The 13,517-nt window shown below is 53.9% G+C and carries 12 protein-coding genes; 10 read left to right on the top strand and 2 right to left on the bottom strand.

What is annotated here, in order from left to right; translation table 11 throughout:
- Positions 1 to 8 precede the first annotated feature (8 nt).
- From SH573x_RS15685 to SH573x_RS15660, 6 genes are all read left to right on the top strand, one after another.
- The gene (locus SH573x_RS15685) at positions 9 to 608 is read left to right on the top strand and encodes a hypothetical protein (RefSeq protein ID WP_479356531.1); all 600 of its coding nucleotides are present in this window, start codon (positions 9 to 11) and stop codon (positions 606 to 608) included.
- Between the two features lie 57 nt (positions 609 to 665).
- The gene (locus SH573x_RS15680) at positions 666 to 974 is read left to right on the top strand and encodes a hypothetical protein (protein ID WP_479356530.1); all 309 of its coding nucleotides are present in this window, start codon (positions 666 to 668) and stop codon (positions 972 to 974) included.
- 70 nt (positions 975 to 1,044) lie between these two features.
- Positions 1,045 to 1,647 (top strand): DUF1559 family PulG-like putative transporter, encoded by a 603-nt coding sequence (locus tag SH573x_RS15675; protein ID WP_479356528.1) that lies wholly within the window; start codon positions 1,045 to 1,047, stop codon positions 1,645 to 1,647.
- 5 nt (positions 1,648 to 1,652) lie between these two features.
- Positions 1,653 to 2,189, top strand: a complete 537-nt coding sequence (locus SH573x_RS15670) for a hypothetical protein (RefSeq protein WP_479356526.1) — start codon at positions 1,653 to 1,655, stop codon at positions 2,187 to 2,189.
- 27 nt (positions 2,190 to 2,216) lie between these two features.
- Positions 2,217 to 2,711, top strand: a complete 495-nt coding sequence (locus SH573x_RS15665; protein WP_479356524.1) for a GNAT family N-acetyltransferase — start codon at positions 2,217 to 2,219, stop codon at positions 2,709 to 2,711.
- A 193-nt stretch (positions 2,712 to 2,904) separates the two neighbouring features.
- Positions 2,905 to 3,990: a DUF6688 family protein gene (locus SH573x_RS15660; protein ID WP_479356522.1), complete on the top strand. Its 1,086-nt coding sequence runs from the start codon at positions 2,905 to 2,907 to the stop codon at positions 3,988 to 3,990.
- A 525-nt stretch (positions 3,991 to 4,515) separates the two neighbouring features.
- Here the strand turns inward: SH573x_RS15660 and SH573x_RS15655 are convergent.
- Both SH573x_RS15655 and SH573x_RS15650 read right to left on the bottom strand, forming a co-directional pair.
- A complete protein-coding gene (locus SH573x_RS15655; protein WP_479356521.1) occupies positions 4,516 to 5,712 on the bottom strand; it encodes a serine hydrolase domain-containing protein in 1,197 nt (398 codons plus the stop codon).
- Between the two features lie 509 nt (positions 5,713 to 6,221).
- A complete protein-coding gene (locus tag SH573x_RS15650) occupies positions 6,222 to 6,701 on the bottom strand; it encodes an SRPBCC domain-containing protein (protein WP_479356519.1) in 480 nt (159 codons plus the stop codon).
- Positions 6,702 to 7,076: 375 nt separating this feature from the next.
- Here SH573x_RS15650 and SH573x_RS15645 point away from each other — a divergent pair, with 375 nt between their 5' ends.
- The 4 genes from SH573x_RS15645 to SH573x_RS15630 are packed head-to-tail and all read left to right on the top strand — an operon-like array spanning position 7,077 to position 13,443.
- The gene (locus SH573x_RS15645) at positions 7,077 to 8,099 is read left to right on the top strand and encodes an AAA family ATPase (protein WP_479356518.1); all 1,023 of its coding nucleotides are present in this window, start codon (positions 7,077 to 7,079) and stop codon (positions 8,097 to 8,099) included.
- Positions 8,092 to 9,003, top strand: a complete 912-nt coding sequence (locus SH573x_RS15640; protein WP_479356517.1) for a DUF58 domain-containing protein — start codon at positions 8,092 to 8,094, stop codon at positions 9,001 to 9,003. Before SH573x_RS15645 ends, SH573x_RS15640 begins: the two co-directional genes overlap by 8 nt.
- A complete protein-coding gene (locus SH573x_RS15635) occupies positions 9,000 to 11,225 on the top strand; it encodes a BatA domain-containing protein (protein WP_479356516.1) in 2,226 nt (741 codons plus the stop codon). The genes SH573x_RS15640 and SH573x_RS15635 overlap by 4 nt, the downstream gene beginning before the upstream one ends.
- A gap of 34 nt (positions 11,226 to 11,259) precedes the next feature.
- The gene (locus tag SH573x_RS15630) at positions 11,260 to 13,443 is read left to right on the top strand and encodes a hypothetical protein (RefSeq protein ID WP_479356514.1); all 2,184 of its coding nucleotides are present in this window, start codon (positions 11,260 to 11,262) and stop codon (positions 13,441 to 13,443) included.
- Positions 13,444 to 13,517 lie beyond the last annotated feature (74 nt).

The raw sequence follows: 13,517 nt of genomic DNA, 5'->3' as shown, positions 1-13,517 counted from the left end.
ATTTGCACATGAGACGCCTGTCGATGGTGCCCTTGTTGTTTGTCCTGGCTTGCGTGCTCTGTGGCGGGTATGGAGCGTTACATAATCAACTCTCCTATTCGCTGTCGCCCGAGTACTTCACTAAGCTCAAGTTTGCTCAGTTCGGAATTGATCCGTCTTTACCCAGTCGATTGGGCGTAGCCGTGGTCGGTTGGCAGGCATCTTGGTGGATGGGCATTGCCATCGGCATGTTTTTAATTCCCTTTGGCCTGATTGTTCGCGACACGCAGCAATTCGTCCTCACAACCCTGCGCGCTTTTGTTGTCGTGCTCCTGACGACGGTCCTGTTTGGGCTCGTGGGACTAGGCGCATCGTTTATGTTGATTTCGACCATTGGAACCGAGGAATTGTGGGTTCGAGGTCAGAGGATTGGCGATCCAGCAGCTTTTCTGCGCGCGGGCGCCATGCATAATTGCAGTTATGCCGGAGCCACGATCGGAGTTTTCGCAGGTATGCTGAGCATCTTGCGTAGATTTTTGCTGCTGGAGACCGGTTCGGCTAGTCTGCTAGGCGTGGGCCGCAGCGCAAGTTTACCGTCCCGCGAAGTTCCGCGAAGTTCCGCGATGTGAATGATGACGCGGCTGTTTGCCGCGCTGGATTTATCTAAGGGGTGAAAGGGGCGGGTCATGAAAAAGCTTTTGGCCATGTCGCTGTTCTTGCCCGCCACTGCGCTGATCGTCCTGGCGATTTTTGGATTCTACTGCGTCTACCAAATGGCTCATCTTTCAGGGACAGGTACTTTCATGGGAGCCTCAATGGTTCCTATACTCCTGTACGGTGCATTCGGAGGCCAAGCCAACCTGGACCTGGCCGGTGTAGCGAGCGTGCTCGAGAATCGCTCATTATTAGCTGCCGCGCTTGGTGGCGTACTGATTGGGCTGGCATGGATTTCGATTCAACGCGCAAGTGCCCCGTCGGCTCGCGACGAAGATTGAGGTCATTCCCATCACAGTTGCCCAAGGGCATTGCGTTCTTAACTTAGCTTTTATCGACAAGAAGTGGTGTATGTCCAAGCAGCCAGGTGTCTCCTTGGTAGAGTTATTGGTCGTACTAGGCATCATCGGCGTCGTGCTGGCTTTGCTGGTTCCAGCAGTTCAGTCAGTACGCGAACGTGCGCGGGAAACGGTATGCAAGAACAATATTCATCAATTGAACCTGGCAGTGGCTAATTTTCTGGAGACCACCAAGAAGCGCCCACGCATGTACCGACCTGGTAAGGTTGGTGGATGGATCGTAGACATTTTGCCATTCGTCGAACAACAAAATCTGCATGCAACTGTTTCCGTTGGTTCCGACTTGAGCGACACTGGGCGGGAACTTTTTACTCCACCGGCGATTTTCCGTTGCCCAAGATCGACGGCCCTAGAGTCTACCGACCCGGACAATATCTCACGTGGACACTATACGTTAGTTACATTCAACAGATCGAAAGATATAGCTGGTATCGCTGATTCTCCGATTGATCAGGCAGTACCTTGGCTTGCGGGTCCCGAATTGGAACACAAGACCATTTTCAGCAGAAAGGGGCCGCACCATGGTGGCTTTTTCTATTCGCAAGGATTCCAACAAGGCATAGGCTTGATGATTGACGGACAAGATATTCGCTGAACACGATGAACCCCTATGAGTCACCACATGCCGATTTGAAATCGCTCGACTGCCCTCACATACCGCGCGAGACGGCGCAGCGCGATATTCGACGTTTGCTGTTGATTCTTGCGGGGCCAGCCATATTCAACCTCGTCCACTTCAATGCTCGCGTAGGTATGAGCGGGTTGCCCGCGGATATCGTGATCGTTTTTCAGATCCTCAATGGATTGGCACTGATCGGAGGCTTGCTAGCCATTTGGTACTGGGGGTTGGTACTGTGCGAGAGCGTTGTACGCGTGATCCACGCAATGTTAGGACGACGTGCTCCGCTCCAGCGCTGGCAACACAATTTGTATCGGAGTTTAGAACGCGCGCTACCTCAGGCATGTATTGGGGCGATGCTGTGGATAGTTTGGACAATTGCATTCTACCAGTGGCGAGTCGACTTCATGATCTTGTCTTTACCCATTGGAGCCTTGGGGCATTTGGTGGCAGCCACGGTCTATGTACCAATGATTTTTCGCTGGTATAAAATGGAACGCGAAGCGGCACATCGTTGATACGGGACTCATCATAGTGATTGGTTCATGAACCATCTTGAAATTACACGAGCTGATTTAAGTGATTTCCAGCATCAACTGCATGTCGTCGCTATGCTCGACGAATATGCTGCGGATCCGATGGGAGATGCGCAGCCGCTTTCTAGTTTCGCCAGGCAGAACTTAATCGCCGGACTGCAGTCGCATCCCACGACCCTCATCTTCCTGGCTCTAGTTCGGGGCCAGGCATGTGGTATCGCCGTGTGTTTTCGAGGCTTTTCCACCTTCGCTGCTCGACCGCTAATTAATATTAGCGACTATTATGTAGTGCCCAAGTTTCGCGGCTGCGGTATTGGACGAGAGTTGTTTGACGCGGTCGCTTCACATGCCAGGGCCACCGGTTGTTGCCGGATAACTCTGGAAGTCCAACAAAGCAACGTGCAAGCTCGGGCGATTTACGAGCGGTTCGGGTTTAGGCAAGCTGTCTATCCCGCGGATGCCGCAGGCGGCGGATCGCTTTATATGACTATGCCCATCGATTGAAATTGCTCATGATTCGGACACAATGACAAAAGTTTTTTGCACAAGATTCGCGAGTAGCTTTCTATCGTGAGCAACCTCGCCGTCGGTTTCCCCCGCGCGAGCGTGGTTGTTACAGGGAGTTGTAACGGTGGAAAGTACTGCTCACAGTCCAACTGCACTTGAAGAAGTTTCCAGACGACCAAGTGGACCTTCTATGTCCATGCGCGTGACGGTCGTGGTGCATGGAGTGCTGCTGCCTTCGATTCTGCTAGGCATGTCGCTTAATGGCCTTACGCCGGTGCCCGACCAACCTTGGCAGTCGGGGCGCGTGCAAGATTACGTGGCATTGTTGTTGATGCCCAGAAACTGGTTGGTCTTCGCCGTGGGGATAGTCTATGCCATGACCTGTGTGACCACCTGGGCGATCGCCCCGCGAACTGGTGAAAAACTCTTGATTCGAGTTGGCGTGTACACCGGCGTGGTGTTGTCTATTCAGTACTTTGTATGGCTACTGATCATTTATCATTTTGCCATGTTGTTAATGACGGTGATCGTATGGCCCGCATGGCGTTTCGCTTTGTGGATCGCCAGCCCTTTTTTTCGCTTGCGGCGTCAGTTCCATATTTGGCATGTATTGCTTTTGATGACCATTGTAGCCACTGTCGTCGTCGTGGTCCGGTTGTTTGGTAGCCCTATATTGGAATCGCTATTTGGGTTGACGATTCCAATCATGCTGGCCACTCCGGGCATGAACGTAATTGCGTATGTATACGCTGCCGTCAAAATCTCTCGCACTCCATCACCCGACGCCAATCCTCGGATGTTCAGCTGGCTGGCGATATTGATCGGTTGGCTAGGACTTTGGATTGCAGGCTTACGTTATTCCATATTGATGATGCTGGACGACTACACCAAGCTACCCACGACCGATCCCAATTGTTACCTGGCCAACGCAGCAGCTTACGCGCATCCTATTTTGACGGGTGCCCGTGAGCGCGGCCAAATCACGATGTGCATCCGTCGCTTGAAGTTCTGTGAATTAGTATTGCGAGCCGCGGCGCCGCGTATCCATTATCAGATTCGTTCGCGCTATGATCATTATTGCCCACCGTTGGCAGAGTACTGTCGACGTCGAACTGGACTGGCAACTTTGACATGCTTGGCGCTCAAGCCAATCGAGATGCTGGCAGAATTGTTGCGATGGCTGTTGAGAATTGATCGAAGTGCAATGGAAAGCATTTATGGTCACCTCCCAGTCTGCTGTAGCCGATCTCGCCAGAGATTGGAAGTAGATTGGTGACACGTCCAACTGGTAAGTTGTGCAATTGCATGGCATTAGAGGTTCTGGGTGGCACTGGCCATGCGCAGCATTGCCAGTGCCACCCTATGGCCTTATGTAACCTGTAGCCGAAGTCGCCAGACTTTGGACGCGCCACCGATCAATTTCCAATCTCTGGCGAGATCGGCTACATGCAGTTCTGGGTGGCACTGGCTATGCGCAGCATTGCCAGTGCTCAAAACGAAGCGTTTGATATTCGCTCTTTCGGTTGCTTAGACCAAGGCTAAGCCGTAGGCGTTAGCCGGCGTTAGCCTCGTTTGCTGAACTGGTGAGCATCCAGCGGTGGTTCATTCACAAAAGACCAATTCGGGTCACAGTAGTGTCCTGCAGAGGTGCGAGCACAACTTCGCTCACATTGGCTGCTCAAGCTGGCTGGCCAAGCGCACCACTTCGTTCCATGCACTGGCAATGCTGCGCACAGCCAGTGCCACCCCAAGGTTATCGTGAAGCGTCCAAAGTCTGGCGACTTCGGCTACTGTGACAGCGCTACTTGGCCGCAGCTTGAAAGGCGGCGCGGACTGGTGAGGCGTCGGCGTTCGGGAAGTTGGCGCGTTGGACCATCAAGATGTAGGCACGCTTGCGAACGGGATCGATCCAAGCTTGCGTGCCGTATGCTCCGCCGTGTCCGTAGCTGCCTGCCGAGAGATGTTCGGTAACGCCCTGCGGTTCACGAATGATACAGCAACCCACGCCCCAACCGTTGCCCGGCGTAAACCCAGTCTTCAGTTCACCGCTGTGTACGGAGGAAAATCGTTTGACGGTCTCCGGCTTGAGCAGTCGCTGGCCTTTGAATGAGCCATCACCCAATAACATTTGGCAAAACTTGGCATAGTCACCGGCTGTTGAAAACAATCCACCGTTAGCCAAGGGGACGCGATCGGTGGTAGTGGGCGACTTGCCGCCCAAAATAATGTTGGCCGCTACTTCCAACTCACCCGCGTCGGTTCGGCGGTATGATGTGGCTAGTCGCGGCAGTTGTTCTTCGGTCAGGTAGAAAGTCGTGTCGATCATTCCCAGTGGCGCAAAGATGCGCTCGCTGATGAACTCCGGAAACGACTTGCCAGATACGACTTCAACGACGCGAGCAGCGGTATTGATGGCTGTTTGCGAGTACTGCCATTTGGAACCAGCCGGAAACTGTACCGGTTTCTTGGCAACGATCGCGGTTAATTCCGCGAGAGTCTTTAACGGTCCTGCCTCTCGACCGTTAAGTTCGCTCAGGCCAGCCGAATGCGTCAGCAGTTGTTTGAGCGTCACCTCGACGCTCTGACCATCGGCGTTCTTCAGTTCCTTGAACTCCGGCAAGAACTTGGCGACCGAATCGTCCAAGTTTAGCTTGCCTTCCTCTTCGAGCATCATAACGGCGACGCCCGTAATGGGCTTGGTCATGGAGGCAATCCAGAAAATACTGTCGGGTTTCATCGCCAATTTGCTAGCAATGTCCTGATGGCCAACGAAGGAAGTATCCAACACGGCGTCTGGCGTCACAACGATCGTGACCGCGCCGGCGATCTCTTTTGAGTCGACGAATGCTTGCATTGCCTGAGTGATAGCAGAATGCGTTGCGTCGGATGTGGCAGCTGCGGCTTCCTGTGCACGGATAGTATTGAGTTGAAGGGGCGACAGTAAGGCAGTTGAGGTGATCAGGGTCGCCAGTAGGTGGTGCTTAAGTGCGCGCAGCATGATCTAGTGCTTTCTGTGGGAGGCGTGGGGCGAGGCGTCAGCATAACCGACTGGCGCGCCTGGAATCATTGGTCTATCCAGGCGCTTATTGTAAATTCTGGCGAGGTTTCGCCAAAAGCGTTGGAGACGTTTCAGTGAAACTGTAGGGGCGTCGATAACCATAGTAGCGTGCAATTGCTGAGGGGCTTAATTTGCACGCGAACGCCAATGATAGCGTCCGACCGCAATCGTTGGCGTTTTTTTTTTGTTACCACAGTTTTGGGCTTCCATTGTCGATATACTTAGTACCACCGCCAAGCGGTGCCCCTCCCGATGGGCGGTGAATCGATAGGGCCGTTTGCGCAGTTAAGCCCCGTGCAAACGGCCCTTATTTTTTTCTACGCAGCCAATCTGGCTCAGCCGTAGCCACCGTTGCCAGACGGTGGACGCGTTACCCCGACAGCCTCGAAGTCATTGCCAACAAAATGCTTGATGTCCACCGCTTGGCAGCGTTGGCTACGAACTCAAATTCAGACGCCCTTAGGAACATGATCTAGAAATCGCTGTAGTCCATCTGTGAACTGCTCAATCCAGCCCGACTTCAGCGAACGCGCCAGCCCGTCAGTGACTCGACCAAACAAACAATCCGAAACTTTGATCTCGGTCAGTTCGCTCTCGAGCGAGTTCAGCTCGAGCGATAACAGGGTCGAAGCTGCGCCGCCATATTTAACGCTGCAATGACCGGCCAGTTCGAGTGAATTGTTGGGCGTGATCGAAATCACCGTATACCACAGCAACTCGGTTCCCGCGGAACATTCAAACAAGCGGCCACCCGCTCTGGGTTCGAAGTGAATCGTAGAAGCTTCGCCGAGCATACGAAAGCTTGGCAACCACCATTGATCCACCTGTTCGGTTAAGGCCTGCCACGTGCGCTCCCGTGAGGCCGCGATCTCTACGTCAAACTCATAATGCGCATAGCGAGCTTCGGACCAGGCCACGCCTTCTGTCATGATCCACCTCCTTCGACACCAAAACACTCAAAATAGTATTAAGAAATGGTAACATATTTGCCTGTCGGATTCCAGGCGAGCCCTTGCGCGTTCCCGGGAGGGCGAAGGTCCTCCTGAGCCCAACACCGCAAAGAACCACGGACAAAGTCCCGGAGCCCCTCTCGGCTGGCACCATCCACCGCGGGTCCTGCCACCACCACGTACCCCCGGAACTATGTCCGTAATCCCAGGCGGTGTTTGGCTCAGCAGGCGCATTCGCCCTCCCCTGCGTTGGCCTCGAAAGGACGAAAAGGCAGAGTCTGTGCACGAGGTTTGGAGCAAGATACAATAAAGCCTTCGCACAGCCCCTCTGTCGAATTCTTCTTAGGACACAGCATGAGTCAAACCGTTAGCAATCCGGTGGCGCGTTTGAATGATGATGATGTGCAAGCCATCGATCGACTCAGGGATGCCTATCAACGGCTGACTCAAGAACTTGGACGCGTTATTGTTGGTCAACGCGAAGTTATAGAACAGTTGGCTATATGCTTATTCGCCCGACGCCATGCGCTGTTGATGGGTGTGCCGGGACTGGCTAAGACATTGCTGGTTAGCAAGTTGGCGGAAACTTTATCACTGAAGTTTAGTCGTATACAATTCACGCCCGACTTGATGCCTATGGATATAACAGGCACCGATATCTTGCAGGAAAATGATATTGGTCGGCGCGAGTTTCAGTTTGCCCACGGGCCTGTCTTTGCCAACATCATTCTGGCTGATGAAATCAATCGCGCTCCACCTAAGACGCAAGCCGCCATGTTGGAAGCCATGCAGGAACAGCGAGTAACGGTACTCGGTAAGTCCTTTAAACTGGAAGCGCCTTTTATGGTCTTGGCAACGCAAAATCCAGTTGAGCAGGAAGGTACTTATCCCTTACCCGAAGCGCAGCTCGATCGCTTTATGTCGCTGATAGAACTGGATTATCCCAGCGAAGCTGAAGAGATTCAGATTGCGCGAACCACTACCGGTGATGACCTGCACGAGCTGAACGCACTGATGACGGCCGAGCAGATCATTGATCATCAAAACCTCGTTCGCCGCGTGCCGGTACCGGATCATATCTATGAGTATGCGGCGCGACTGGTACGCAAGACGCGACCTAGCGGCAGTACGACACCTGAGTGGCTCAAGCCACTGGTGGCCTGGGGAGCCGGGCCACGCGCGGTACAGAATCTCATTCTTGGTGCCAAAGCGCGGGCCGCTTTGCAAGGTAGCTATATGGTCCGCATCGAAGATATCAAACATGTCGCTGCGCCAGTCTTGACGCACCGTATCATTACAACTTTCGCGGCGCAAGCCGAACAGGTTACGGCCAAGGACATCATCAAGCGGCTGATCAGCGAATACGCAGATGCATAATGAACGTCCGCCACGCAGCTTTCTCGATCCTAAAGTAGTCGCACGCTTGAGCGCCCTGCCGCTAGCGGCGCGTCGAGCCATGCTGGGCAATGTCTCGGGCCGGCATGCCAGCCCGCATCGCGGCGCGAGTGTCGAGTTTGCCGAGTATCGCAAGTATGTTCCAGGCGACGATCTGCGGCGTTTGGATTGGCGGGTCTATGGCCGAACCGATCGCTTCTATGTAAAAGAGTTCGAAGCGGATACGAACTTGCGCATGGTGCTGGTCGTCGATACCAGTGGCTCGATGGATTTTGGCTCAGTAGGCACAACCAAGCTCGAGTATGCGCAGCGTATCGCAGCCACGCTGGGCTACCTGGGTATTCAACAAGGCGACGCGGTCGGACTGGCATGTGTGGCTGAGCGCATCGTCCATAACATACCGCCCAAACGCAATCCTGCGCATTTGACGACGCTGTTCGATACGCTGGAAAAAACGACGGCTCGCGGCGATACACAGCTTGCCAAGATCTTGCACGAACTGGCCGAAACCGTGCGTCAGCGCGCGCTGATCATCATTTTATCAGACTTATTTATAGACCCGGTGATTCTGCGCGATTGCTTTGAGCATCTGCGGTTTCGCAAGCATGATGTTTCCGCGTTTCATCTGCTTGATCCAGAAGAGCTTAATTTTGCCTTCCAGCGTCCCACCCGTTTTCTCGACATGGAAGGCGGAACGGCCCTCTTTGCTGAGCCCACTGAAATCGCTGGTCGCTATCACGATGCACTAAAGAACTACTTAACGATTCTCAAGAAGATTGTCTTGGAGACGTCGGTCGACTACCGGCGTATCTCGATCCAGCGTCCTTATGAACTCGAGTTGTCGGATTTTCTGGTTGAGCGAGCTAGGGGGCGGACGGCGCGATGAGTTTCCTACAACCTTGGATGTTATGGGCCATTCCGCTAGTCGCGCTGCCGATCATTATTCACTTGCTCAATCAATGGCGATATCAGACCAAGCGTTGGGGCGCCATGATGTTCTTGCTGGCTGCCAACCGCATGAACCGCGGTTACGCGCGGCTGCGGCAATGGTTGATCTTGGCCATGCGCACGTTGGCGGTAGCCGGTTTAATCTTGGCCGTCAGTCGACCGCTGGCCAGCGGCTTTTTCGGCCTGGTCGGTGGTAGCAAAACCGATACGACTTTGATCTTGCTCGATCGATCGCCCAGCATGCAAGAGCAAGGTAGCTCGGGACCATCGAAACTGGAAACCGGTCGTCAACAACTCACGCAAGCTCTGCAGACATTGGGCGGATCCCAATGGGTTTTGATCGACAGCCATCAAACCGAGCCGCAAACCTTTGCTTCGCTCGAAACCTTGGTCGATTCGCCAAGCATGCGCGGTTCCAGTGCAACAGCGGATCAATCGCAGATGCTGCAAGCAGTAGTTGACTACTTGAATTCGAATAAACCTGGACCAACTGATGTATGGATCTGTTCGGATCTGCGAAGTTCGGATTGGCAACCCGATAGCAGCCACTGGAATGTTGTGCGCGAAGCCCTGCTGAGCTTTCCGCAGTCCGTGCGTATCCATTTGTTGGCGTATCCCCAAGTATCGGCGAACAATTTATCGATTCGTGTCTCAGAAGTGCATCGTGAATCAAGCGCCGCAGGTGAGACCGTCGCAATTTCGATGAAAGTTTCGCAAGCTGTGGCCGATGCAGAGTCTGCGTCCAAGCGCGCGGTTCCCATTCAAATTGAAATCGATGGCGCTCGCAGTGAATTAACCGTCGAGCTCACTGGTCGCGAAGTCGAAATTCGCAATCATCGCGTGCCCGTCTCTCCTCAACAACAGAAGGGTTGGGGCAAAGTCTCGTTGCCCGCCGATCAAAACGCCGCGGATAACGATTTCTATTTTGTGTACAACCAAGACGACGTTCGCAAGATTGTGCTCGTTACTGACGACCGCGAAGCGACCCGCCCTCTAGAGATCGCCGCCTCGATAGCCCCGGATGGATCGACTACAGCCAAGGTGGATGTCATTGAACCGGACCAGCTGCAGTCACTGGCGCTGGACGATGCTGCCCTCGTGATTTGGCAAACGCCTTTGCCGCAATCCGAGTTGGCAGCGGCGCTGATGGAGTATGTGGGCCGAGGTGGTCAAGTCTTGTTCTTTCCACCGACCGAAGTCACCAGTGGCCTCGGAGGCAGCGATACTCAGTTTCAAGGCGTGCGCTGGAGCGGCTGGACCTCTGCCTCAGAACCCAGTAGCCGAACTCGCCAGAGTTTGGAAGATCCAACCAACACCGACCCCAGTAGCCGAACTCGCCAGAGTTTGGAAGAACCAACCAACACCGACGCCGGTAGCCGAACTCGCCAGAGTTTGGAAGAACCAACTCCAGACGCTGAAGCCGCGCAGCGCAGTGCCTTGGTTGAAAACTGGCGCGGTGATCAAGATTTGTTGGCAGTTACACGCAGTGGCGGTGGCTTGCCAGTTGGACAACTCGAGATCCGCAGTTTTGCAACGCTCGAAGGCGAATACTCCCAGTTGGCTACGCTCAGCGGCGGCAAGCCGCTGCTGGCTCGAGTGCCGACAACGAAAGGTGGAGTCTATTTCTGCTGCGTGTCACCAGTCAGCGATTCTTCGTCTTTGGCCAGTAACGGCATAGTGCTATACGCCGTTATTCAACGCGCGATCGAACAAGGGTTGCTGGCACTGGGCAATGCCACTCAGCGCGTAGCCGGCAAGATCGAACAACGATCAGAGAACTGGCGACTACTGGCCACCAGCAATAACAAAGATGCCCCGCTATCGAGCGAATATGCGTATGTGGCCGGCGTTTATGAGGATGAAGGTCGCTTGTTCGCCGTCAATCGCTCGATCATCGAAGATCAACGCGAAATCGTCGAAGACGAACAATTGGAACGCATATTTGCTGGCCTGGATTTTTCGCGTGTCGATGACCAGGCGGGCAGCCTGGCGGGCATCGTCAGTGAAATTTGGCGATTCTTTCTGCTCGCCATGATCGTTGCCTTGCTGGCCGAAGCAGCCCTGTGTATGCCACGCAAGACAGTTGGCTCTGCACCAAATAACTCTGTACCAACCAGCGTACCGAGTAGCCTGACGAACTTTGCTGGACGGACTTCTTAATAATTCATTTGTAGCTTTCGTAACCACCTTCCACATGACGCATAGTTTGACCTTTCAATGGACAACCTTCACTCTGCTGCTATCGCTGCTCAGCATAGCGGTTGTGTGCGTCATTAGTTGGATTGCCTGGCGGCGTAGCGGGTATCGCAAATCGGTACTTGGTCTTGAGTCCTTGCGTATTGCGATCGTCCTGTTTGCGGTGGCACTGCTAAATCAGCCTGAATCGGTCGCTAAATTCTTGCCGACTCAACAACCGGCGATTGTCATCTTGGGTGATCAGTCCAAGAGCATGACCACCCGCGATGTGGGACTGCTGCAAGACAGTCAAGCCAGGCAGAGTCGCTCCGAGGCGATCTCGCAGCTCATGCAAGAAAACACCTGGCAATCGCTGGCTGAAGAAGTCAAGGTTGTCATTCGCCCCTTTGCAGTCAACGAGGATAGCAGTGATCTCCACGCGGCTCTTAATCAAGCCCGCGAAGAACATCCCAACCTGCGAGCCGTCGTGTTAGCTTCCGATGGCGATTGGAATGGTGGTCTGCCACCGGTCGAAGCTGCCATGCGCTTTCGCTTGGAACAAATTCCAATCTTTACGGTACCGGTTGGCAGCCAGTCTCGCTTGCCCGATGTTGAACTGCTGAGTTTTGATGTGCCGACCTTCGGCATAGTCAACAAGAGCGTTCGCATTCCGTTTACAGTCGAAAGTTCGTTGCCCCGCGATCACCTGGCCCAGGTGGTGCTGACCAGTTCCGATGGAACCAGGCTGACTCACGAAGTGAAAGTTGCTGCGATGGGACGTACGAGCGACACACTGCTCTGGAAGCCCGAAAAAGTGGGTGACTTTACTTTGTCACTTCAGATACCGACGCATCCGGAAGAAAGTCTAACGGATAACAATGCGCGCACCTCGCCTATCGCCGTGCGTGAAGAAAAGCTGCGCGTGTTGGTAATCGAATCGGTGCCGCGTTGGGAGTATCGCTACCTTCGCAACGCCTTGTCGCGCGATCCTGGGGTCGAAGTATCATGCTTGTTGTTTCATCCACAACTCAGCAAAGTTGGCGGCGGAAATCGTGATTACATCCAAGCCTTCCCGCAGGCGCTCGAAGAGCTGTCGCAGTTTGATGTAATCTTCTTGGGTGATGTCGGCATTGGACCTAAGCAACTTACGGAAGAACAATGTCGGCTGCTGAAAGGTTTGGTAGAACAGCAGGCGAGTGGTCTAGTCTTTCTACCGGGCTCGCAAGGCAACTGGCAAACTCTGCTCGATTCGCCGCTGGAGCCACTGCTGCCGGTAACCATGGACTTGGCTCAACCGACTGGTTGGGGTTCGCGCACTCCCAACCATTTCGGTTTGACGGAACTTGGGCGGCGCAGTCTGCTGACAAAGTTGGCGGACACCCAGGATGAGAACATGGAGGTGTGGGAAAATCTGCCTGGATTCCAATGGCATGCTCCCGTAGTTCGCGCCAAAGCTGGCACAGATGTTCTATGCGTGCATCAAGAATCTGCCAATGAGTACGGACGGATTCCTTTGCTGGTAACACGGACCTACGGAGCGGGCAAGGTACTCTTCATGGGCACCGACGGCGCATGGCGTTGGCGGCGTGGAGTCGAAGATCTCTACCACTATCGTTTCTGGGGACAAGTCGTGCGCTGGATGGCTTATCAGCGCAACATGGCCAAAGGCGAATCGATGCGTTTCTATTTCTCGCCCGAGCAGCCACAAGTTCGTCAGACAATATCGCTCAGCGTCAATGCTATGGAGAAGAGCGGCGAACCGCTGAGTCGTGGAGAGGTTGTGGCTCGTATTGCTGCACCATCAGGCCGCATTGAAACCGTCACGCTCGTTCACCGCAACGACGAATGGGGAGCCTTTGCCGGTACGTTTCGTCCGACTGAACCCGGCCAACACCAGGTCTTGCTCAGTTGCAAAGAGAACGGATCGCAGTTGGAGTCACGGATTTTTGTACAAGGGGCGACGATGGAGCAGATAGGTAAACCAGCGCGTCCTGAAGTTATGGATGAAATTGCCCGCGTGTCGCGAGCCATGAGCATCAAAAACGCTGATTCGCAGGCAATTCTGCGTGCTATCAAAGATTTACCGGGCGTCGAGCCCAAAATTCGACGTGTTCAACTCTGGAGTCACCCGCTGGTAGCCGTTACGCTAATAGCAATGTTAGGTACATTTTGGGTTCTACGCAAAGTCATCGGTCTAATCTAAACCACAGGCGTTAGCCTCGGTTGCCCAGCGTTTGACACTGCTAACGAGTTTTGGATTGTCGATTCATTGACATT

The sequence above is a fragment of the Rania fehmarnensis genome, from assembly GCF_056494185.1.
Note: the sequence above shows the minus strand (reverse complement) of the source record. Positions and strands in the feature narration are given on the sequence as shown.